The organism is Pseudomonas sp. MF6747 (genome assembly GCF_963890955.1).
Lineage (GTDB): Bacteria > Pseudomonadota > Gammaproteobacteria > Pseudomonadales > Pseudomonadaceae > Aquipseudomonas.
Map to the genome: position 1 here is coordinate 149,791 of NZ_CAWPSZ010000005.1, position 22,653 is coordinate 172,443.

The 22,653-nt window shown below is 62.6% G+C and carries 12 protein-coding genes; 7 read left to right on the forward strand and 5 right to left on the reverse strand.

Annotation, left to right across the window (positions count from 1 at the left end):
* Window positions 1-15: 15 nt before the first annotated feature.
* Together AACW30_RS06940 and AACW30_RS06945 are read left to right on the forward strand one after the other, a co-directional pair.
* Window positions 16-249, forward strand: a complete 234-nt coding sequence (locus AACW30_RS06940; protein WP_048720273.1) for a VF530 family protein — start codon at window positions 16-18, stop codon at window positions 247-249.
* A 4-nt stretch (window positions 250-253) separates the two neighbouring features.
* Complete coding sequence (locus tag AACW30_RS06945) at window positions 254-880, forward strand: Pr6Pr family membrane protein (protein WP_124416522.1); 627 nt, start codon at window positions 254-256, stop codon at window positions 878-880.
* A gap of 47 nt (window positions 881-927) precedes the next feature.
* Here the strand turns inward: AACW30_RS06945 and AACW30_RS06950 are convergent, their stop codons facing one another.
* Complete coding sequence (locus AACW30_RS06950; RefSeq protein ID WP_200624572.1) at window positions 928-1,695, reverse strand: siderophore-interacting protein; 768 nt, start codon at window positions 1,693-1,695, stop codon at window positions 928-930.
* Window positions 1,692-2,264 carry a PadR family transcriptional regulator gene (locus AACW30_RS06955; RefSeq protein ID WP_106579441.1) on the reverse strand — a complete coding sequence of 191 codons (573 nt, stop codon included), beginning with the start codon at window positions 2,262-2,264 and terminating at the stop codon, window positions 1,692-1,694. Before AACW30_RS06955 ends, AACW30_RS06950 begins: the two co-directional genes overlap by 4 nt.
* Window positions 2,265-2,743: 479 nt before the next feature.
* Here AACW30_RS06955 and AACW30_RS06960 point away from each other — a divergent pair, with 479 nt between their 5' ends.
* The 5 genes from AACW30_RS06960 to AACW30_RS06980 all read left to right on the forward strand — a co-directional run bounded on the left by AACW30_RS06960 (window position 2,744) and on the right by AACW30_RS06980 (window position 8,467).
* A complete protein-coding gene (locus AACW30_RS06960) occupies window positions 2,744-3,235 on the forward strand; it encodes a CS1 type fimbrial major subunit (RefSeq protein WP_119738567.1) in 492 nt (163 codons plus the stop codon).
* Between the two features lie 120 nt (window positions 3,236-3,355).
* Window positions 3,356-5,875 carry a CS1-pili formation C-terminal domain-containing protein gene (locus AACW30_RS06965; protein ID WP_200624573.1) on the forward strand — a complete coding sequence of 840 codons (2,520 nt, stop codon included), beginning with the start codon at window positions 3,356-3,358 and terminating at the stop codon, window positions 5,873-5,875.
* Between the two features lie 31 nt (window positions 5,876-5,906).
* A complete protein-coding gene (locus AACW30_RS06970; RefSeq protein ID WP_200624574.1) occupies window positions 5,907-7,151 on the forward strand; it encodes a hypothetical protein in 1,245 nt (414 codons plus the stop codon).
* A 69-nt stretch (window positions 7,152-7,220) separates the two neighbouring features.
* The gene (locus AACW30_RS06975; protein WP_179606480.1) at window positions 7,221-7,979 is read left to right on the forward strand and encodes a molecular chaperone; all 759 of its coding nucleotides are present in this window, start codon (window positions 7,221-7,223) and stop codon (window positions 7,977-7,979) included.
* 5 nt (window positions 7,980-7,984) lie between these two features.
* Window positions 7,985-8,467 carry a CS1 type fimbrial major subunit gene (locus AACW30_RS06980; protein ID WP_179606482.1) on the forward strand — a complete coding sequence of 161 codons (483 nt, stop codon included), beginning with the start codon at window positions 7,985-7,987 and terminating at the stop codon, window positions 8,465-8,467.
* Window positions 8,468-8,605: 138 nt separating this feature from the next.
* Here the strand turns inward: AACW30_RS06980 and AACW30_RS06985 are convergent, their stop codons facing one another.
* The 3 genes from AACW30_RS06985 to AACW30_RS06995 all read right to left on the reverse strand — a co-directional run bounded on the left by AACW30_RS06985 (window position 8,606) and on the right by AACW30_RS06995 (window position 22,284).
* Complete coding sequence (locus tag AACW30_RS06985) at window positions 8,606-13,621, reverse strand: dermonecrotic toxin domain-containing protein (RefSeq protein WP_200624575.1); 5,016 nt, start codon at window positions 13,619-13,621, stop codon at window positions 8,606-8,608.
* A gap of 150 nt (window positions 13,622-13,771) precedes the next feature.
* Window positions 13,772-16,861, reverse strand: a complete 3,090-nt coding sequence (locus AACW30_RS06990) for a transglycosylase domain-containing protein (protein ID WP_179606486.1) — start codon at window positions 16,859-16,861, stop codon at window positions 13,772-13,774.
* Between the two features lie 89 nt (window positions 16,862-16,950).
* Window positions 16,951-22,284 carry a hypothetical protein gene (locus AACW30_RS06995; RefSeq protein WP_200624576.1) on the reverse strand — a complete coding sequence of 1,778 codons (5,334 nt, stop codon included), beginning with the start codon at window positions 22,282-22,284 and terminating at the stop codon, window positions 16,951-16,953.
* Window positions 22,285-22,653 lie beyond the last annotated feature (369 nt).

The window sequence follows — 22,653 nt, forward strand, 5'->3', positions numbered from 1 at the left end:
TGCAAAAGGCCCGGCATGACCGCGACAAGCAACGACCCGCTCCACGGTGTGACCCTGCAACACGTCCTCACCACCCTGGTGGAACACTACGAATGGGCAGGCCTGGCCGAACGCATTGATGTGCGCTGCTTCAAGAGCGATCCGAGCATCAAGTCGAGCCTGACGTTCCTGCGCAAAACCCCATGGGCGCGGGAGAAAGTCGAAGGGTTGTACGTGAAGCTGATGCGTACCAAACGCCCACTGGACTGAGCCCATGAAGCGTTTCATCGCGGCTGCGGCACTGGCCGGCTGGGTAGGGTTGGCGATTCAGCAATACCTGATTTTCTATTCGCGCTGGACCGCGGGCGCCAGCCTGCTGGGCGGGTTGATCAACTTTTTCAGTTTCTTCACGGTGCTGACCAACACGTTGGTGGTGGTGGTGCTCAGCTATGCGCTGGTCAGTCGGGATTCAGCCGCCAAGCGGTTTTTTCTGGCGCCCAGGGTCAGTAGCGCGATTGCTGCGAGCATCGTCGTGGTGAGCCTGGCGTACAGCTTGCTGCTGCGGCATTTGTGGAGCCCCACAGGTTTTCAGTTCGTCGCCGATGAATTGCTGCATGACGTCATGCCGGTGCTGTTTGTGATTTATTGGTGGCGGTGTGTGCCCAAGGGCACGTTGCGTTTCAACCACATCGGCGCCTGGGTGATCTACCCGTTGGTGTACTTCGGCTATGTGCTGCTGCGCGGGCATTTGCTCGGGCAGTATCAGTACCCGTTCATTGATGTGGACACGCTCGGTTATCCACAAGTGTTTGTGAATGCCGGGGGGATTCTGGCGGGGTTTATCGGGATTTCATTGGCAGTGGTGGGGCTGGATAAATGCTTAAAGCCGCCGCGAACCTAAGGGTGGGAGCGGGCAAGTCCGCGCCCACCGTTTCGACCTCGATCGGCTTACTCTTCTTCGCTGCCGTCTGCACGCCAGTAACCCACAGCCTTGAGAAACGCTTCATTGACCTGATGCGTGTCCAGCAGCACGCGGCGCACTTGGCGCGACAGCTTGGTTTCCGTCGCCACGAAGCTGTACAGCGAGCCGCTCGGCAGCGTCAGTGTGCGAACGGTCTCTAGCAGGTCGTCCTGGCCGCGTATTACCCAGATCACTTGCACATCGGCGGCACTGTTCAGCACTTGCTGTTCTGCGGCATTGGCGATTTCAATCACTGCCAGCACCTTGCGGCCCGCCGGTAATTCTTCCAGGCGCCGGGCGATGGCGGGCAGGGCGGTTTCATCGCCGATCAACAGGTAACTGTCGAACATATCCGGCACGATCATCGAACCGCGTGGCCCACCGATGTACAGGTGCTGGCCGACCTGCACCTGCTCGGCCCAGGTAGAGGCAGGGCCATCGCCGTGCAGCACGAAGTCGATGTCCAGTTCACCGGTGCTCAGGTCGAAACGCCGTGGCGTGTAGTCGCGCATGGCCGGTTGTGGGCCCTCGCCCTTGATGCTGAAGTTCGGGCTTTCCAGCGCGGCCTGTTCGGCGGCGTTCTGCGGGAACAGCAGCTTGATGTGGTCGTCGCTGCCCAGGCTGATAAAACCTGCCAGCTCGGGCCCACCCAGAGTGATGCGGCGCATGCGCGGGGTGATGTCGGTCACGCGCAGCACTTCCAGGCGGCGGCGCTTGATCTCGTGGGTGACGCGATGGATGGCTTGCGTATTCATTGAGCTTTCCCCTGGACTGGTTGAACGGCCGGGCCGTCGACAATGGCTTGAGCGGTGCTGTTGAGCAGTGCCGCGACACGCGCGATTTCTTCCGGGCTCCAGCGCCCGTGGTGCAGCTGCAAGGCATGGCGCAGGTTGTGCACCGCCTCATGGATTTCGGGCGGGCGATCATGGCCGCGCAGCGAGCGTTTGCTGACGTCGATGCGCATGCGCACGCCTTCCAGGGCAATCGCCTGCTCACTTAAGGAAAGACGACCAGCGTCGGTAATTGTGTAGCGTTTTTTTCCACCTTCGGTATCGCCGGTCACCAATTCGCTTTCTTCAAGAAAGGTCAGGGTCGGGTAGATCACGCCGGGGCTGGGGCTGTAGGCGCCGTCGAACAGGCCTTCGATCTGACGGATAAGGTCGTAGCCGTGGCAGGGCTGTTCGCCGATCAAGGCCAGCAGCAGCAATTTCAGGTCGCCAGGGGCAAACACGCGTGGACCACGACCACCGCGTTCGCGGCCGGGGCGTTTTTCAAAACCGTCACGGCCATCACCGTGGTCGCGTTGGTGGGGATGCTCTCTCATTTTCGCTTTCTCCGCTTTGGTTAAGATACAACGTAAGATATATCTTTGATCGGCGAAAGACTGAGGCGACCAACGGTCGGTGGCCAGCGGTCTGGTCTTTTCAAGACAGCGGCCAGAGGTGTGAATGACAAGTAGCGTTAATGCTCAACTTTTTAAGTGTCGATGTTTATCCACAACATGACTGTTGTGGTACTGTTCTGACGGACTTTTATTCCACAGTTAAGTTGCGAATATAGACGTGTAGTCCTGTTCTTACGGATCAATTAAAAGTTTTGGCAATGTGCCATCTTTTTCCCTCAAACATTATTAATTAAAGCCACAGGCGTATAAGAAATGGCGGGCATCCTGGTTATTTGAATTGCGTGATCATTACGGTGCTTTTCAAACACTGATAAGCGCGTAATGCCCTTCGCACGTTGTGCCGTGTCTGGTGTTCAACGTTCAGCGATATATCTCAATGCAAATAACAGGTGTCGACTATGTTCAAGAAGTTCGCAATCGCTGCCCCTTTGGCTGCCATGGCGCTGTCCTCCATGGCGTTCGCGGCCGGTGAGGCCAATCACACTGTCAATATCAAGGCGAGCATCCCGACCACCGTGTTCCATGTGCAGCCGCGCGACCCTAACTGGGGCCGTGACGAGGCCATGGCCTATAACCTGGCCAATGGCGAGTTGGCGCCGTTGTCTGCGGTCTACGACATGCGCAACACCAACGGGTCTATTCACGCTTATATCGATGGCGGCCCGGCAGTGCTGTTCAACGGTGATGCCACGCAAAACATTCCACTGACCGCCACCTTGAATGGTGTGGTGCTCAGTGGCACGCCTCAGGAAGTTGTCAACGAAGCTGATGCCACGCCGGGCCTGGGCGCCGTACTGCGTATCGACGCCGCCAAACCTTCGGCGACTCAGCGTGGCAACTACACCAGTGTCATGCCGCTGGTATTTGACGCGGTGCTGCCAGCTCTTTGATGGCAATGAGTGCCCCTTGAGCCTCGTGCTCGTGGGCATCGCGTCAGCAGGCCGGCTGGTTGTTCAGGGGCCGCCGGCCTGATTTTCATTCTTGTCATTTGGCATTCAGAGTATGTGTTCATGTTCCCGATGACTCCCATCGCGGCGGCGCTTGCGCTTTTTTTTTGTGTGGGTGCCCTGGCGGCGCCGAATTCCGGTGTTGAGAACCCTGGCAGTCTGATCGCTCAGGCCCAAGGCCTGCCCACCGGGTTCAGTGATCACTTCTTCGATGTACCGCTGGCCGTGCGGGTCGACCTTGACCAGCAGTTGCTCGGCGAAGCGTTAATCGTGTTGTCCCGGGATGACCGCGTCACCCTGCTCGAATTTACCGACGTGGGCGACAGCAAAGTCCCACTGGCGACCCGCGACACCTGGCAGGCCATCCTTGAAAAAGGTGTGGCGCTGGGCGCATGTAGCCAGGCGTGCCCCGCGCAGATGCTGTCTACCCACTACAGCCTCGAGAGCTCGCAGCTTTCGATCATCACGCAAAACGTCGAACACGCCGACGACGCCCCGCGCTACTACGCGCAGCCGGAAGGCGGCAGCCGTGGCTTGATCGTCAACAATCAACTGAACCTCAATGGCGGCCAGGACGAAGACCTGGGCGGGCGTTACGGCTTGCAAGCGAGCGCCAGCCTGGGCAATTGGAGCCAGGTGTTCAACCTGCAACTGGCTCGCCAGAGTGGCGACGAAGAACACCTGCGCCACGCGATCCACGAGCTGTATACCCAGCGCGAGCTCGAAGGACGTTTTCTGCGCCTGGGCCATTTCACGCCCAATTCCGATGGCCTGACCCGACAGCTGCGCAGTTTTGGCGCCAGCCCCGACACGGCCCTGGGCGTGATGTACGGCAGCTCCGACACGCTGGCGATCAACAATGCCAAGGCCAGCGTCTATCCGATCTACGTCACGGCCAATCGTCAGGCGTCCGTGGAGGTCTACCGCAATGGCCTGCTGCTCAACAGCCAGTCAGTGGCGGCCGGCCTGCAGACGCTCGACACCCGCCCACTGCCCGGCGGTATCTATGAGGTGCAAGTGCGCCTGGTGGAAGACGGCGTGACTGTCAGTACCTCCCAGGAGCTGGTGTACAAACCGAGCAACTGGCGCAATGCCGACGACCGCTGGCGCTACAACGTGTTTGCCGGCAGGGAAACCAAATTATTCAGCAACTGGGACGACCAGGCCTCCGGCGCCATCACCACCGGCGCCTCCGTCAACTACCTGTTGCACCCTCGGGTGATTCTTGGGTTGTCGGCACGTGAAGTGCGTGAGCAATTGCAATACGGCGGTTCGGTGGACTGGACCGTCGCCAACAACACCAGCGTTTACGCCAACGTGTATGAGACACAGGAACACGGCACCGGGATGGACCTGCAGGCGCTTTACACGCTGGGCACCACCAACCTGGTGTTCAGCCACAACCGCAGCTGGCTCGACACCCGCGACACCTACGACACGCTGCCCGACGGCACGCGGTTGCGGCGCAACACCTTTGTCGGCGAAACCAGCAACACCGCGTTGTCGGTCAACCACCGCGTCGATGCGCTCAACTCCTGGAATGTGCGCCTGTCCCACAGCCAGGGCAATGTCGAAGGCGCCGGCCTGGACCTGGGCTGGAACCGGCGCAGTACCTTGATGGGCAGCGACGCCAACTGGCGCTTCTCGGCGTTCGACCGACCGGGCACCAACGGCACTGACGATCAGCGCAACCGTGGCATCGACGTGACGTTGAGCCTGGCGCTGGGCACCGATGGTCGCCAAGTCTCAGGCAGTGTCGGTACTCGCACGGCGCGTGATGGCGGCCGTGACAACAATGCCTCGATCACCTTGCGCCAGGACCTCACCGACCACCTGCTGCAAAGCGTCTCGGCCACAGCCATCACCGACACATATGGCGTTGGCCTGTCGAGCACGGCCAGCTTCAGTACCGACACGGTCAGCGGCGACGGCTTCCTGCAGCGCAGCTCGTTCAACAATAAATTCACCGGCGGTCTGAACCTCAATAGTACGTTCGTGGCCGGCGCCGACAAGGCGCTGCTCACCAGCCAGTACCACGGCACGGGCGCGGGCATGATCATCGATGTCGAGACAGACCTCGACGCTATCACCCTGCGCGCCGATGACGTCAGTGGCGGTGGCGCGGTCTTGCGCCCCGGCCGCAATTTTGTGCCGCTGGCCGCCTACAAAAGCAGCAGCGTCAACTTCGATTTCGACGGCAATCATCCGCCCGCCGCCAACATCCAACCGGCGCGCACTACGTATCACTTGAACAAGGGCGGGGTGGACTACCGCAAGGTCACCGTGCTGAAAACCGTGTCGGTGCTGGGGCGTCTGCTCGATGCCCAGGGTCGGCCGCTCAAGGGGCATCACGTGATCAACCACGCCAGCCGTGGGGTCAGCGAGGTGGACGGATTCTTCTCGATGGAAATGAGCGCCAGCTCGCCCACCCTGCAAGTGCGCTACCAGAACCAGTTGCTCTGCCAGTTCCGCCTCGACCCGGCCAACGCCCCGAACGAAAACGACGTGCTGATGATCGGCGACCTGCGTTGCACCCCCGACACGCTGGCCGATGCCAACTTCAGCGTGGAAACCGCCGGCTGATGACTGCCCGCACCTTTGAACCGGAGAATGTATGAAGTCAGTCGCTGCAACCAGAAGCGCCTTGGGGCCGTGCCGTGCGCTGGCCCTGATCATGGGTTTGTTCAGCACACCGGCGCAGGCGTTTGTCGAAGAGATCACCGCCGTGTTCCGTCCCGACCCGGGCAACCCGATGGTCAACAAATTCGAAAACACCACGCCGGAAAGCGGGATTTGCCCCGGGCATATTCCCGCGCGGTGCAAGGCGATGAATATTTTCACCATTCGCAGGCCCTTCTCGGCGGCGTCAAACGAGCCCGTGCTGGCTTATGCCGAGCCGCGCAAAGGCGCTTATTTCAAAGTGCCCTCGGCCTGGCGAGACCTTCAGGTCACCCACCAGGCCACCGGTGAAACCGAGACGGTCCAGATGCGTATAGCCGGAGTGGGCGCGCGCTGGGATGTCACCTACCCACCGGGAGTCAGTGGCTGGGCGACGACCAGCATGCCTCAGTGGTCGTACTACTGGCAGCATGCGCCAGCGCCTTGCCAGGGCGTGAATTACCTGGCGGCCTCGCCGTCCTTTGCGTTGTTTTTCTGGATCGTCCCCGAGAATGCCGGTGCCTGCAGTGTGACGGCCGGCACTGACATACCCTGGATGTACTACAGCAATTTTGAATACGCCTACGAACTCAGGACCCCGAACCCGCTCACCATGAGGGCCGGTGATTACGCCGGCAGCCTCACCTACACCTTCGGGCCCGGTGGGGATTTCGACATCGGCGATGTGATGCAGACCAGCGACACCGTCGCCACCTTTAACTTCCAGCTCACCGTGGAGCACGCGCTCAAGGTCGATATCCCGCCCGGTGGCAACCGCGTCGAGCTGATCCCCCAGGGCGGCTGGCAAGCCTGGCTTAACCAGGGGCGGGCACCGGCGCGTTTGTACCGTGACCAGACGTTCCGCATCGCCACCAGTTCGCGTTTCAACATGCAGCTCGAATGCTCGATCGTCATGGGCAACACCTGCGGGCTGCGCAATGCCGAGGGCGATGAAGTGCCGCTGCAGGTCGCGGTGACCTTGCCCAGCGGCCTGGTCGATCAGTACGCACAAACGGTGAACAAACTGGCGCTGCGTCTGGATGGCGTCGGCAGCGAGCTGTTTCAGCCGTTGCATTACATCAATGACCGGCCCGGCACCCTGCATTTCGAGGTGCAGCGAGACGACATGAGCGAAATGCTCAAGCGGCCCGGGAGTACCTATTCGGGCGTGGTGACCGTGGTCTGGGATTCGCAGGTCTAGACGGCCATCCGCATTCCCGGCCCGTGGGTATCGCGCGGGCCGTGTTCAATTATCGAGGCGTAATCAAACATGAAACAGGCAGTGTTATGGATCGGATTGTTCCTTTGTGCCCTCGGGGCCCAGGCGGCTCCGGCGATCAACGTCGGGGTGGTGTATGACTACCTCGAGCAGGATCGCAGTTCCTATCTCAAGCGCGTGTCCAACACCGGCACGAGCACGGCGTTCATCCGCGTCGACGTGCTGGAGATCGTCTACAACGCCGATGGCACCCATCGCGAGGTGCCGGTTGCATCGCTCACCGACGGCGATGGCAATACCACCCGGCGCGACGGCCTGATGGCGAGCCCGGCGCGGCTGATCGTTCCGGCCAACGGGCGCCAGGGCACGCGCCTGTTGTACATGGGGGCGAGGGACAAGGAGCGTTATTTCCGTGTGCGCTTTATTCCCGTGGTGCCGGAGAAGGACGATAACTTCGCTATCACCGACGAAGAACGGGCCGACTACAAGGACAGCCTCGCGGCCGGAATCAATGTCATGGCGGGTTACGGCACGGTGTTTTTCGTACGACCCAAAGCCACGCGTTTCGATACGCAGATCAACCAGACAGCTAACCAATACCAGCTGCGTAACAACGGCAACAGCGTGGTGGTGCTGGATGAGTTTCGTGACTGTTCGCTCACCGCAAAAAGCGACTGCCTGCCAACCACCAAGCATCACATCCTGCCGGGGCGCCAACTGGTGTTCGAGAAAAAAACCGACCGCACCTATGGCTTTCAGCTGATTGAAGGGCAGAACAAAAAACCGGTCACAGTCAACAGCAACGGGTGATGACGATGGTCAAGCAACTGACAAGGTTGGCGCTGTTTGCAGTGCTGGTATTGGTGGCCGCCCAGGCCTTGGCGATTGAGTCCCGTCACGCGTTCGATGTGTCGGTGACGATACCTGTGCACGATGCCTACGTGCTGCCTTCCGAGCCCGATTGGATGGGGCATGATCAAGTGCTCGCCTGGAACCTGGTGACCGCTGAGCTGAGCCGCCTGCGCAAGAATTTTGATGTTAAAAACCTCACCGGCGCAGTGGCTGCGCGGCTGGGGGCCGAGCCCTATCTGTTCAGCGGTCGCCAGCGGATAGATCTGCAAGTGCTGTTCAACAAGGTGCCGCTGACCCTGGAGAGTACCGAAGTGGTCAACGCCGCCGAGGCGCGCGTGGGTCGGCGCGCGGAGTTGGAAATCGCCGCGATCAAGCCCGTCGACGGGTACGTGGCCGGGGACTACTACGGCACGGTGCAGATCGTGTTCGACTTCCTGGCACCTTGAGCTGAGCGTGCACCGCTCACGGGTGACCGCCGCTTGCCGAGAGACAGGCATTCGCTTGCTGGTTTTATCGAGCCACCGACCCGTTTCAAGCGCTGGGGCGGTGGCGAGAAAAACCTCTTCGCGCCGCCGCCACCTTCCTCATCGGGAACGGTTGCGGCGCCCCGTCGCCTCGTTGAGCGCCCGGCGTGTCAGACGGCGCATCCATTCCTGTTCGTTGTAGCCCAGGTCGTTGAGCAGGCGGTTGTAGTGCGCGTCGTCCAAGGGCTCGGCGGTGAACACCACGCTTTCGGGCACCTGCACCGCCTCGGCCAAGTGCTTGAGCGATGCGCGCAGGCGCTCGCGTTCGGGCTCCGGCAACGCCTGGGCATTGGCCCATTGCGCCTGCGCTGTTTGCAGATCATCCAGCGCCAGGAAGCGCTCGCCGTACTCACGCTCGTTGTCACGGTACTGGCTGTCGTAAGTGTCACGCAGGTGCTGTTCCCACCAGGGTTCGAGCAGCATCTGGTTGACCAGTCCGTCGCCTTCATCCAGCGCCAGCACCGCGCTGTAGGCTTGCTCGATCTGGGCGGCGCTGACCGCCGCGTTGACCCGGTAAAGCATGTGATCATTCAGCCAGGGCAGGTCAAGACGGCTGGTGAGGGCGGTTTGGTAGGCCAGGTGAATGTCCACCTCATCAACCTCGCCGGGCACCCCGTCGCGCACTTGCGATCTGAACCGCTGCCCAAGCCCGCCCTCGGCCACCGGGCGCAGGCGTCGGGCGATTTCCTGGCCCACGGCCTTCGCCAGTTGTTTGAGGTGGGCGCTGCCTTTGGCCAGCGTGACGAGGCAGCTTTCCAGCTCGGCGGCGGTTGCGGTATCCCGGCGGATCTCGCTGACCATGACCTCGATCCCCATTTCATTGAAAATCTGCGCCCCGGCATCCGGGCACAGGCCGGGAAAACTGGCCATCTTGAACAGGCGCTCACGCAGCTCGGTATCGTCATAGGCCGCCCACAGCAGGCGCCATACCTGCTGGGTCAGCAGTGGGCGGTTGACGGTGTAGCGTTGGCGGTCGGCGTCAGTTTCAAAAATGCCCTCGATCTCCAGCGCTTCAATGACTTCAAAAAAGCCCTGGGAACCCTGTTCCTGCTCCACCGCTTGCCACAGGGCTTGAGCGTCCTGAAGGTCGGCGCCTTGCAGGCCCTGCATCCAGAACGCGTTGTGCCCAAGCGGCTCATACGTGCGGTTGGGATCAAGGCCTGCGGCCATGCGCAAATCTTCATAGCGCAGGCGTTGCTCGTCCCTCAGGGTGCGCCGATCCAGGCGTGCGCGGGCTACCACTCTGCCCTGCGGGGAACCGGCTGCGACCTCGGGCAGGCGGTTGATCCGGGTGCCGCGCAGGTCGAGTACAAAGGCGTCATTGCGCGGGTGTGCGAACAACCCTTCGGGCCAGGTAGCCAGGTGCGTGCCGCTCAGGTAAAGCAGGCGCAACCCGGGCATATGGCTGATGTCGGGCGCCAGCGTCAACGGGTTGTTGCTCAAGTCGAGGCTCTTCAGGCGCCGCAGTTTTTTTAACCGCGCCACGTCCTCCGTCGTCAGTGCAAGTCTGTTGCCTGCCAGTTTTAACGCCTTGAGAAAACGCATCTGTTCCAGCGCCTGAGGCACCTGCGTGAGGCGATTGTCAGCCAGGTTGAGGCCACGCAAGGAAGGGAAGTGCTTGAGGAAGTCACTGTGGCGCTCGCCGAAGCCGCACTGGCTGGCGTCCAGAAATGTCACGTGCTCGAAACTGGCGCTCAGCGTGGGGAGCCTGGGCGGCAGGCGCAAGCCCTTGAAGTTGAGTGCGGCGCCTTGCTGGACAGCGCCGCGGCCGTCCGTGTATTCAGCAAACCGGTCACCCCAGCACCGCATGATCAGATGGGCCAGGTGCTTTCTGGACACCCGTACTTCGTGATTATCGGCAGCGTCGGTGACGCCGAGGATGACGGAGTTCTGCCAGTTCATCAGGTCCACATGCAGTTGCTGTTTTTCCACCACCAGCGTGTTCAGGGTAGTGCGCAGTTGTGCCTGGGGAATCTCCTCCAGAAATCGGTTCAAGCGCGCTTCGCTCAAGCTTGGGAACAACAGTTGCAGGGTTTGCCGGGCGTGCTCGGTGTGGGTTCGCGCGGGTGACGCGGAGCAACGGCTGGCCGCCGGCCCACACAGCAGGCGGCTGGTTTCGCGGCCCTGGACCATCGGCACGGGCGGTTGCGCGAGGACTTTGCGGCGCTCGGCCATGGACGCCACGCGCTGTTTGAGCCATTGCTTGAGCGTTGCACCTTCGCCCGTTTGCACACCCAATGCGTCGCGCCGGTCAGCGGGCAGGGCTTGCAGGATCGCCTCGTAAAGGTCGATGAGCGCTGACGGCCGTGAAGTCGTCGGGTCGAGTACTGCATAGCCGCGCGCCTTGCGAATCAGCACGCGTGTGGTCTCGGCTGTCGCCGGCCCGGCCTCACACAGCACGCGACCGGTTACCGCCTGTTCGCGGATTTCGATGCGCAACCGAGCAAACGTGTCGCTGTGAACCTTCAAGGTGTTGAGCACCAGTCTCTCGGTCGGGGTCGGCAGCGGCGAAGGCCAGTCAAACCCCTGAAAGGCCAGCACCGATTGGTTGGCGAACCCCAATTCACGCGCCTGGTTATGCAAGCGCAGCGGCAGTTGTCGTTGGGCGAGCGCCTGGCGTTCTTCGCCGGTGGCGCTGCCGAGCAGGGCAATGGCGGCGTTGGAGTCCAGGTACTCGAAGGGCTTGCGCAGGGTTGCAAGGCTCGGCTTGTCGGTGATTTCCCGGGTCTTGTAGACCTTGTCGGCAATCTCGGGGGCGTTGCTGAGCACCCGGTCGGCCAATTGATCGCGCAGGGTGGTGAGCCGAAGGTCCTTGGGGACATCGCCGTTGAGCATGTTGCGTAGCGCGGCGTCGTCGAGAAAAGCCAGCACCTGTTCAGGCAGGGTCCCGGACAGCGTCTGAGACAGGCTCAAGGTCAGCGTCCTGGCCTGGGTCGCGTTAACGTTGCCGAAGGTAAGCGCCGGTCCGGACAGATCCTCATTGAGGCACACCTTCAGGGCGTGGTCCTGTGGCCAGCCGGGCAGCTCGGTGATGAGCTGTGGGAACCAATCCGATGAAGGCCCGTTTGGCAGCGGCGCGCCTGCACGAACCTTACGACTGATGGCTTCGGGATAGCGCTGGGCTTCAAGGCGGCCAAGGCTGGCGGCCAACAGCGGCGGCAGCGGCTGGTTGTAGAGGTGCATCGCGCGCAGCACGTCCTCATCGGTGCCGCTGGCGATGCGCAAGTCGGCCAGTTGCTGGTCGCTGAAGTCTTGTACGCGCGGGCCAATTCGGCGCATCAGGGTCTGGCTGTCCCAGCGTTGCGGCTGTTCGCCCTCGTGCAAAAACGCGCCGTCGGCATTGAACCTCACCCAGGGCTGATACGCCTGTTCACGCGTCGGGTGCACCACGCGGTGCTCGTCGGCCCTGGCATCGTGGCGCACGTGATAATGCCGGTCCTCCAGCGGCAACAGGGTGTTGTCCGTGGGCCCCTGGGTGCTGGATTGGGCGTAGGGTGCAAGGTCCGGGTTCCACAGTTTGAGCGTGCCGTCAGCCTGTTGCACCGGGTGCAGGCCTTCGACGAACGCCGACAGTTTGAGGCGCGCGACCTCGCCGATTTTTCCCGCACCGGCAAACAAGGCGAGCTGAATCAGGTTTTCAGCCACTCCCAACACATGCTCGCCAGCCTCCTGTGCATTGCCCTGGGCCCAATCGAGGAGGCCTTCAAACACGTCGTCGCACAGCTGATAGGCGCTGTAGGCCAGCATCAATTGGCCCACCACCGGCACAAAAGGAGTGACCACCAGCAAGGCCGCATTGAGGACGTCCGAGAGTATCTGCTCGAGGTTGTCCCACCAGGCCCAGCGGGCCAGCCGGTCGACGTAGGCAGTGGATACCGCCAGCTCGCGGGCGTCGTTGACGATCTTGTTGAGCTTGACCCGGTGCAGGTAGTTCCACGGGTCGTCTCGCGCCGGGTCGGCGGCGCGGTTGGGGTAATCCCGGTCAATGTCCAGCAGGCGCAATGGCAGGTGTGCACGCGACTGCAACCGCGAGAAAAACACGCCGCGCTCGGCGTGCGCCACAAATTGACTGAAAAACGCCTGATACGCCGGGCCGCTGTGCAATTGACGCGTCAGCTCTTCGACGAAGGCAATCGGCGAAGGGTACTGCTTGAGCGGATGCTCGGGGTCCTGGGGCACCCAGGCAATCAGCCGTCCACGGGCGGAGCCCTGCTCTGCAGGCGTGGCGAACAGCACAATCCCGTTCAGTTGGCAGCCTGCCAGGCTCAGGGTATGACACTTCAAGGTGTGGCCATCGAGTAACAGGCCGAGCGGCGTGGCGATGAACCTCAGCAACGCGTGATGGGCGTCGTTTGCCAGATGACCGCTGTGCAAGCCCAGATGGGCACTGCTGCGCAAATCCGCCTTGAGCTGGCTGACCACTTCGTCGCGCACGGTGCGGGCCAGCGCCGGCTGATCGAACCCCAGCGCGGCTTGAAGGCGGGCCTGGTAAAGGCCGCCGATGTCCAGGGATCGACACACGGCCTTGAAGCGCTGCGCCGTGAGTAGCGGCCCACCGGGCCGACCCCGTATCGACAGGCTGTCGCGCTGCCCACGGGCGTCTTCCGGGCCCAGGAAGGCGTGGTCGACGAAGGTGTCGCCGGCGGCGAAGTTATGCAGGGCCATGTCCAGCAACGACAGGGTTTTGCTCTGTACGCCTCGGCTGACGTCAATCACCCACCAGGCATTGGAGGCGTCTACGTACACCCGCAGCCAGGTGTTGCGCACATCGACCTCGCCGTAGTGCGTGAATAGCGCTTGCTTGAGCAGCGGCTCGGCAAAGGCGCGCAAGTCGTTGAGCGGGCCCAGGCGTTTGTCCAGCGGCGCCTGGGCGTGCCAATGGTCAGCCACGGCGCGCTTGAGTGACACGTGCTGCGCCGGCGAGGTATCGGGGTAAGGCGCCGCAGAAGGAAGACCCTGGCGTTTGAGCGCGCCAATTCGCGCCGCTGTGGTGCCCTTTACCCAAGCGGGCAATGCGTTCTGGATCAACTCGAAATGACGGCCCTGGAACGGCAGGGCGCAGGAATCGGTAGGCATGGTGTGAACCTGAACAGAGAGTGGAGACTCCCTGAGTCTATTTACGCGTCGAGGCTAAAATAAGCTTTAAAAATAGTGGCTTACGCGGGTTTTAAGGCGCGTAACGGTCAACAATTCGAGGGTGAAAAATACATAACTGACACCCTGGATTCAGCGCGCCACGCACAGCGTCTGCGTGCCCGGCTGCAGGTACGGCGTGAGGATCGGCGCCATGCCTTTGAGCACTTGCACCGGCAAAGCCGACGTGAAGGTGAAATGCTCGGCCGAGGCCCCAGGGACGAAGGCGGTCAGCGTGCCGAAGTGATGCTCGCCGATGTAGAACACAAACGTTGCGGTGCGGTTGATCGATTTGGAGCTGAGGATGCGCCCACCCGCGCCCATGGCTTCGATGCGGTTGTCGCCGGTGCCGGTCTTGCCGCCCATGGCCAGCGGCGCGCCATCGGCCAGTTTGAAACTGCCGGCCACGCGTTTCGCCGTGCCCGCATCCACCACCTGAGACAGCGCGCCGCGCAGCGCCGTGGCGACTTCGCTGGGCATCACGCGTTTGCCGCGGTTGGGGTCGTTGATCACGAGCGTTTCATACGGCGTGCCGGCGGCAAAATGCAGGCTGTCGATGCGCAGCACCGGAATGCGCACGCCATCGTTGAGGATGATCCCCATCAGTTCGGCGAGGGCGGCGGGGCGGTCGCCGGAGCTGCCGATGGCGGTCGCCAGCGACGGTACCAGGTGGTCGAACGGGTAGCCGACGGCCTGCCAGCGCTGATGGATTTCCAGGAACGCTTCGATCTCCAGCATGGTGCGGATGCGGCTGTCGCGCGCGCTCTGGTGCCGGCTCTTGAACAGCCAGCTGTAGACTTCCTGGCGTTCGAATTCGCTGGCCTTGACGATCTCGCCGAAGGTCGCATCGGGGTGGTTGAGCAGATAGCCCAGCAGCCACAGGTCGAGCGGGTGCACCTTGGCAATGTAGCCTTGGTCCGGCAGGTCATAGGCGCCGGGGCCGTAGCTTTGGTAGAGCTTTTCGAGACGCTCGTCCGTAAGCTTTTCGGGGGTCTTGGGGTTCTTCAGATGCGAGCGCACAAAACGGTTGAAGCTCTCCTGGCTGGCCTGCGGCAGCAAGTAGCGGTGCACGGCAGCCAGGCGAATCGCGGTGGGGTGCAGCCCGTCCATAAAGGTGTCGAGGCGCGTCTGCGTGTCTTTGTTGCGGTACTTTTTCCAGAACTTGAGCAGGAACGCGGTGCCTTCGTGGTCGGCGAACTTGGCCAGGTATTCCTGACGGCGCGGATCGTTGTCATCTTTGAGCAAGCGCGCGCTGTTGTCTTCGCCGGAGTAGGTGGTGTAGCGCACCAGGTCGCGCATCAGGCGAATGAACGGCAGGTTGATCGACTCGCGCAGCGCATCGCGCAGGGTCGGGCTGCGGCCATTGTCTTCATTGCGAAAATTGTGGAAGTGATGCAAGCCGCCGCCGGTGAAAAACGCTTCGCCGGGGCTGGCCGAATAGGTGCGGTTGAGGGCCGCGTCAAGCATCTTCGACAGGTCGCGGTCCGGGTTCTGGATCAGGTAGTCCAGCGCCCAGCGTGACAGTGGGTCCTGTTCGGGGACCTCGACTTTTTTCAACTCGGCTGGTGTTTGCGCGCGGTAGCGATCATGCAGCTCGGTGATGATTTGCAGGTAGGTGGTCAGCACGCGCAGCTTGGCGGTGGAGCCCAGTTCCAGCTTGCTGCCTTCGTTGATATCGAAGGGTTGGTCGGTGTTGTCGGTTTGCACCCGCACCCGTGCGCCGTCGGGCGTCAGTTCGAACAGGGTGAAGCTGTAGCGCACTTGCGGCGTGCTTTGCGGGGTGAGCAAGCGCGGGCCGAGCAGGCCCATTTGCCCTGCGAAAGCGGGGTCGGCCAGGTGCTTGAGATAGTCGGTGGCCTGGGTTTGCAGGTCGTATTGCAGCGTGCTCGTGGCCGACAGGTCGAGGCGATCGAGGTCATACAGCGGACGGTTGAGCAGGCTGGCAAGGCGACTGCGTGCAACGTTGATCGCCTTGTTGGTTTCCACCGGCTGAAGCGTCGGTTGTTGCTGCCAGTCGCGGTAAGTGACATGGCTGGCGAGGGCGGCCTTGGCCAGCGCGGGATCGATCACGTTGTTCTGTGCCAGCAGGCGGATATGGCTGTCGGTCAATTGCGCCAGCTCATCGCGGCCCTTGGTCAGATAATGCGAAGGGCGGCGCTGGGCGATCATCAGCGACAGCACTTCGCGCAGCGCCAGGCCTTTTGCTGGAAGGTCCTTGGGCGCGTTACCACTCAACAGCGCATTGCTCTGGTTGAAGTCGGCGCCGTACCACACGCGTAGACCTTCAGCCATGCCGTGCACTTCACCATGGCCCGGCACCGCCGACAGCGGCACGCTATTGAGGTAGTCGCGCACGATGTTCTGCCGGCTGTCCAGGGTCTGCGGCCCCGGTTGGTAGGCGCGGACGCTGGCAGACATCATCTGGCGGATTTTTTCGCCACCGGACAGCGTCAGGCCGTCGGGCGAATGGCGATACTTTTCGAGCTGGGTGGCCAGGGTGCTGCCGCCGGCGGTTTGCCCTGGCAGATGCAGCAGTTTGGCCACCTGCGACCAGGCGGCCTTGGCAAAGCGCGGCCAGTCCACCGCCGGGTTGGCCATCGGACGCTTGGGGTCCAGCAGGTCGCGGTCTTCAATAAACAACAGGCTCTGCACCACCAGCGGTGGAATGGCGGCAAAGCTGGCATAGAGTTGCTGTGGGTAACTGAAGGCGTACAGCGGCGCCGCGCGGCAGTCGGTGATGGTCAGGCCGGCCTGGACCTTTTCGGCGTAGGGCACGAACAGGCCGTGCTCGGCGTAGCTCATCAGCGCCGGGGAAAACCGCGACTGTGCCTGGATCACGTAGTTGCGTTTGAGCAGGCGTGGCAAGAATTCATTCAGCGCGCTGTAGCCCAGGCGCCGGTCAAAAGGACCCTCGCCGGGATACACCATCGCATCACTCGCGCCAGGTTCCACCCGGTAGCTCAGTGATGCGGCAAAAGGGCTCAGGTGTTCAGCCTGCAGGCGCGAGGTGCGTATTTCCCGACTGGCGGCCCACCCCAGGGCCACCAACGCAAGCACCAGCACCAGCCCCATCAGCCGCCACCACAGGCGTCGAGAGCGGGGGCTTTGTGGCAATGGCGGTGGATCCGCACTGTCGGTCTGGACCACAGCGGGTTTCGAATCGGTCTGCCATAAAGCGCCCATAGTCGATTGATCCATTCACGCAGATTGATCGGACTTGGTTCAAGCTTAGTCGCTGGTGATGCGCCGTGAAGATTTTGTGTGCGGGCTGCCTAGCGCCATGAAAGTTTCAGGCCGCGTTTCCAGTCCGCCAGCCAGTTGGAGTTTTCGATTCGCTCCCATTGGCCCTTGTAGTACACCGACATGTGCTGGCCGGACCAGTCACGCACCCGTTCGTTGAACGCGTTCAGGTACTGGTTTGCCGGGCAGGCAATCCTGGCCCAGGGGTCGCAGATCCACAGGCCCTGCCAGTCGTCCTCCGTGAAGTCCTGGGTCTCGACCAGGCTTGACGGCGTTTTGCCGACCACCACAAAGGCATGGGTAGGCGGACGTGAGCCCCATATCTGCGAGACGCCGCCGTTGGTGCGGATCAGTTCATGGGCGACATGGGCCATCTGGTCGCAATTGCCGGCCCCGGTCTTGAGGATGATCTCGGTGTAGTCGGGCTGCCCGACCAGGGTGTATTGCCACAGCACCACAGGCGCTGCGATCCGCAACCGCGCCAGGTCGTCAACGGCATCGGTAACGAGGTTGGCGGCGCCGACTCCGGTTCTTTCGACCAACGCCAGCGTGCTGGCGTGGGCCTTCTGCGCGAGGTACTCGTTGATCTGCGCGGCGCTGGGGCCGCCGGCTACCACCGGGCGTGGCGGCCATATGTCCAGCTGCAAGGGTTTGGCGGCGACATGCACATCCAGACGCTGTCCCTGGCTGGACGCGTTCAACAATAATTCCCGTTGTTTGAGGGGGGTCAGGGTACTGGCGGTATGGCGCAGCCTTGCCAGGGTGCCGTCAGAAAAACCGCGGGCTGCCAGTTGCCGGTACAGCACCTCCAGCGTCGGCAGTGCCACCAGCGGTTGCGTAGGCATGAGTTCGGCAATGTCCAGGTAATCGCGCTTGTAATCGCAGAAAGCGTGGATCAGCCGCGCGGCTTCGCCGCCCTGGCTGAAGTCCAGGTAATCGAAGACCAGTTCAGGCGGGTTGGCGGTCTGGATAACTTCAAAGAACACACCGGTGTCGGCCTCGACAACCCAGCGTGGGCCCGGGATCGGCCCAGGCCGGGAGAGTTCGAACACCATGGCCCGCATGACGCGCGTGTCATCAATGCCTTCGGCGATACCTTGCAGTTCCACCACCCGGGTTTCATGGCCCAGCAGGTTGTCCAGTTGGTCGTCGGGCAACCCGAATTGCGGTTCGTCGACAAGCGTGCCCAGCGTGCGACGGCGATAGATCAGGGGCGGTGCCGGGACCTGGGTCAGCTCAAAGGCAATTTCGTCACGGCTGACTTCGTAAACGGTGTGGTGATACACCAGTCGCTGCTTCGCACCGCCCTGACTGGGCGCGGGAATGATCCGGATATGCTCCAGCGCTTGCACGCGACGTTGATGAATGGAGTGGTTAAACGCAGAGAGCCTTTTGGTGAAGCAAAGGAATGGGGGCGCGTTGCGTTTGCTTCGGGTGGGCGTGCAGCGGGTGTCGAAATGGTGTTCGACGCGAAAATGAGCAGGCGATGCCAGGTCGTCCAGGTGGGTCGGTGCACTGTGTTCAAGGCGCATGACCTTGCCGTCAACCAGTAAATCCGTGGCGGTGGCGCGAGGAATGAGCAATGGCGGGGTGTCAAACAGCCGCTCGGTGACGCGCGCCTGGTAACCGTTGACGCAGTGCACCGGTGTCACGCTCAGGGCGCTGTCCAGGCGAAAGTTGGGCAGCGGTGGCCCATAGGGCCGCGCGCTGAAAGGGTCGAAGGCGTACCACTGCCTTTCGCGCATTATCGCGACAATGCGCGAAAAGTCGCTCCCACCCAGTACGGCACCGATGCCGATGTCTGCCCTGGACAGCCAGCGCACGTACTCGCGCAACGGCGTGTTGGCGGTCCAGCGTTGTGCTTGCTCGATGGCTTCCCTCAGGGTGTGCCACGCGGCCTTGCCCAGAGCGATCAGGCCATTACGGGCCAACCTGGCGAGTGTGGGAGTAAGGTCGAGCGGGTTGAGGGTTGTCTGCAGCAGGTTCGTGCTCAATTTGCCCAGTTGCAGCAGTTTTATTGGCAGCGGTGCGGTGCTTTTCAGTACCGCCAGGCCGGCCGACGAGTAGGCGCGGGCGGGCATCAGCAGGCCGAACAGGTCGAGCAGGCACTGGTAGCTGCCATACGTCATGCGGTGGGGGTCGCCCGAGGCGATGTCCTGGCCGCACGACCACAACGGCACCAGGATTTTGAGGCGTTGGGTCAACGCGTCGTGGTGGTGTTCGAAGCCCTCTTCGGCGGACGCGCCGCGCGCCTGTTGTCGCGCAGCTTCGACGTCGAGGAAAAAATGCCGCTCGACGATGGCCTGGGTGATGCTGCGCAGGATCGCCGAACCGAACCGCGGGGTGGCGGTTTCGGCGGGTGTAGGGCTCTGCTGCCAGAGCTGCTCGACGACCACCGTGGAGAACACGTTCGGCCGCGGCGCGCTGCCGGTTTCGTAGGCTTGCCAGTCGATGGCCAGTGGATTGCCGGTGTGCAAGACACTGACGGGTTGAACCGAGCCTGGTCGGCCGGTGGTGACCGAAAGGGGTTTGCCGCCCAGGTCAAACACCAGGGCAGGGCCGCTGCGTTTATGCAGGCGGTTGAGCAGTGGGAACAACTCGTAATCGTGGGTGGCGTGGGGCAGGGTGCAGCGCAGGATGATGCCGAAGCGCCCGACGCGGGCTCTTTTTTCCTCGCGGGTTTCCAGGGTTTCGGCCTTGGTGGCCTCTTTGCTCAGCACCAGCAATTGCAGTTCGCCGATGGGCAGCCGGGCACGCTCGGCCAGCGGTAATTGTGCCAGCAGGTCCTGAAGGGTGGTGGCGTACGCCTGTTTAAGGCGGTCAATGTGGGCGTCGAAGGCGGCCTCGAACAGCGTATTCACATGCCCCAGGCGGCTGAACGCGCTGCGCATCAGGTTCAGGTCCAGGTGTGGGTGAACCGATGCCCAGTGGCGCGAAAAAGGCTGCAGCCAGCCCTGGCTGTGCAAGTCCACGAGGGAGTGCTGGCTGAGGTAAGGCACGTTGTGCCAACGCGGCGGGCCGCTGGACGCCAGGCCGAGGTTAAGTTGCAAGCGCGACGCCAACGCCCAGCGCAGGTCGGGCGTATTGATGCGGGGGTGGCCCGGGAAGACGTTTCGCAGGTCATCGAGCGCCACCGACCGGCGCGTCGGAAGGTCGCTGGCGAACGTCATGAAGGCGTTTTTCAGTGCCTCCAGGCGCGCCTGCAGTCGGGCTTTCGCCGCGTTGATCGCGCTGATCGGGTAGCGTCCGTCGGCCTGTTGCGTCAGTTCACCCTGGGCGACAGCCCAATCGAGCAGGCCTTGGGTTGCGGTGTATTCGCGCCATTGTTGCTGCTCGGGCGAGGTGTCCTCCCGTGACGCCAAGGCGATGACATCGTTGTAGCTCAGCTGCTGCGGTGAGCCGGGCGCGATCCTCTGCGCCATCGCCACGCCTTGGCTGAACACCAGCCACTGGGTGGAGGTCATGAAGCGCAACGTGTCCGGCAGTTCCCGCACCAGAAACTCCGGTGCTGCCCCCGCGAGCAGCAGGTGGGCCGCCAGCGGCGTGGCCTCAGCCGAGACGACGGCGCTGCGTATCAGGTGCAGTTCCAGGTCCTCGCGCAGGGCCGCGTGGGAACGGCCCCATTGGCTGCTTTGGGCGAGGTTGAACCCCGCGACGACGTAACGCTGTTCATCCGGCAGCGGATCAAGCTCGATCATCAGCGCGGCCAGGACCAGGTTTTCAAGGCTGGCGCTGTTGGTGTGTTCGTGTGGATGCTGGCCGTACCCGCCCAGTGCCTCCAGCAACCGTCGGCCCAGTTGCCGGGCAGGAGGGCGTCTGAGCATAAGCTTGAGCAACCGGTCGGCCTGGGTGCGAATCGCGGTTCGGGACAGCTCGGTCAACAACGGCCCCGCCAGATACTCCAACAGCTTGCTGCTCGTGCGCGGCAGCCAGGCGTTGACCCGCGTTCGCACGGTCTCACGCTGGTCGGGCGTTAACGGCAAACCTTGTCGATAGTCAGCGTGTTGAGTGCTGCGCGGCAGGGTCATTTCGAGGATTTGCAGCGTACCCAGGGCGTCGCCGGCGGTACGCGGAACGGCCAGACCGTGGCCTTGTAGATGCTGGGCGAGGCTGCGCGCCTCGGTGCGCGGCGCAGGTGCGAGCGCCGGATGCAAATGGGCGTCGCCGGCCCAGGCCTGCAGCAACGTCGAGTGCGTGGCAATCACGGCGTCAGCGGCTTTGCCCTCGAGCAGCGTGCGCAAAGCCGCCGCGGCATGGTCGCGGTCATGGTCCAGACGCTGCCAGTGCAGTTGCTGCATGAGCGCAATATCGGCCTCGGCGAAGTCGCAGACGGGCGGCACGTGCAGGGGCTGCGACGCGCGCAAGCGCAGACTCAGCGCCCTGGCCGCGTCTGGCGTGGCGGGCACCGCCAGGTCGTGGCACTGCAGCAACTGCGCCACGCTGAACTGGCCGCTTTGGTGAATAGAGGTGCCGAGCTGTTGCGCCACATTGACCAGTTGTTCGAGACGGCCTGCCAATGGCAGCGGCAACAGCCATTCGATGCCGATTGCCACCTGTGCGCCATCTGCGCGCTGGCCGGTGAGCTGGCGGGTGTCGGGATCGAATGTGTAGTGGCCGGGCTGCAGGCCGTGAACCGGCTCCAGCGCCAGGAAGTCTTGATGACGGGTGATGTAACCCAGCAGCGCTGCGCCGGCTTGTTGGGCGTTGGCTGCAAAAGAGCCGGAGTCGAGGGTCAGCCTGTTGCGGTGAGCGGTTTGCGGGTTGAAACCCGCTTCGCTCGCGGCAGCCTCCAGGCTGTCGGCCAACTGCAGCAGGTCTTGGTTCAGCCGTTCGAAATCACGCGCCAGCGTTGGACTGGCGCTGGCGAAAGGGTTGAGTTGATCGAGGGCCTGGATGACGATCATTCGCTGGCCCCGGGTCTGCGGCTGAGGGTAACCGTAGAACCTAAGCACTTGGCTGGCGGGCAATTGCAGCGTGTTCTCGCCAGCAGTCATCGGCCCGTACGGCAGGCCGCTGGCCGCTGGGTCCAGGATGTCGGCGATGGTCAGGAGGGGAAGGGCCAGGGCGCACCCTTGCGCGTCGTCCCACAGGGTCCAGGTTTTTTGGGTCTGGTCTGTCAGGCTGCCATTGGCCAGGGTCAGGCTGGCGAGGTCGATGTTCCGTTGCCGGGCCCAGGCGATGAAGCGCGGGCGGTTAATGGCCTGGCGCCAGAGTTGCAGCCAGCAACCTGGCGAAGAATGGGGCGGTATCAGCAGCGGCGCGGCGCTGGTGCCATTCAAATGATTGATCAGGGCAGTGACCATGTGCTGATCACCCTCCTGGCGTCGGGTGCGGCCCTGCTCGAGTCGTTCGGTAGGCGTGTCCATTGATTTTCCCTGTGCATGGAGGCTGTTCCCTCATCCTGAGGGAGTGCCGCTGGCAGGGGGATCATGACGGTTCCGATTTACCTGTGGCCGAGCTCGAAGCCTTGGGCCAGAGCCTTCGTTGACGGGCGGAGGGCGTCGGCCCAGGCATGACGCTGCACCATCACTGTGCAATACTCACGGCCCTCGCGATGACCTGATAAATGCGTAAAGGCAGGTAATGCTTCCTTGTAAAAGGCTTATTTACCCAGACTTATCGCTGAATTTAGTCATTTTTAGAGTGAAAGACCCTAGTGTCGGCTTTTTATACTGCACCCCCGCCGATCCCGCAGGCTGTGCGCTGCCGGACGTGCCTGTCCACGAAACAGGCCT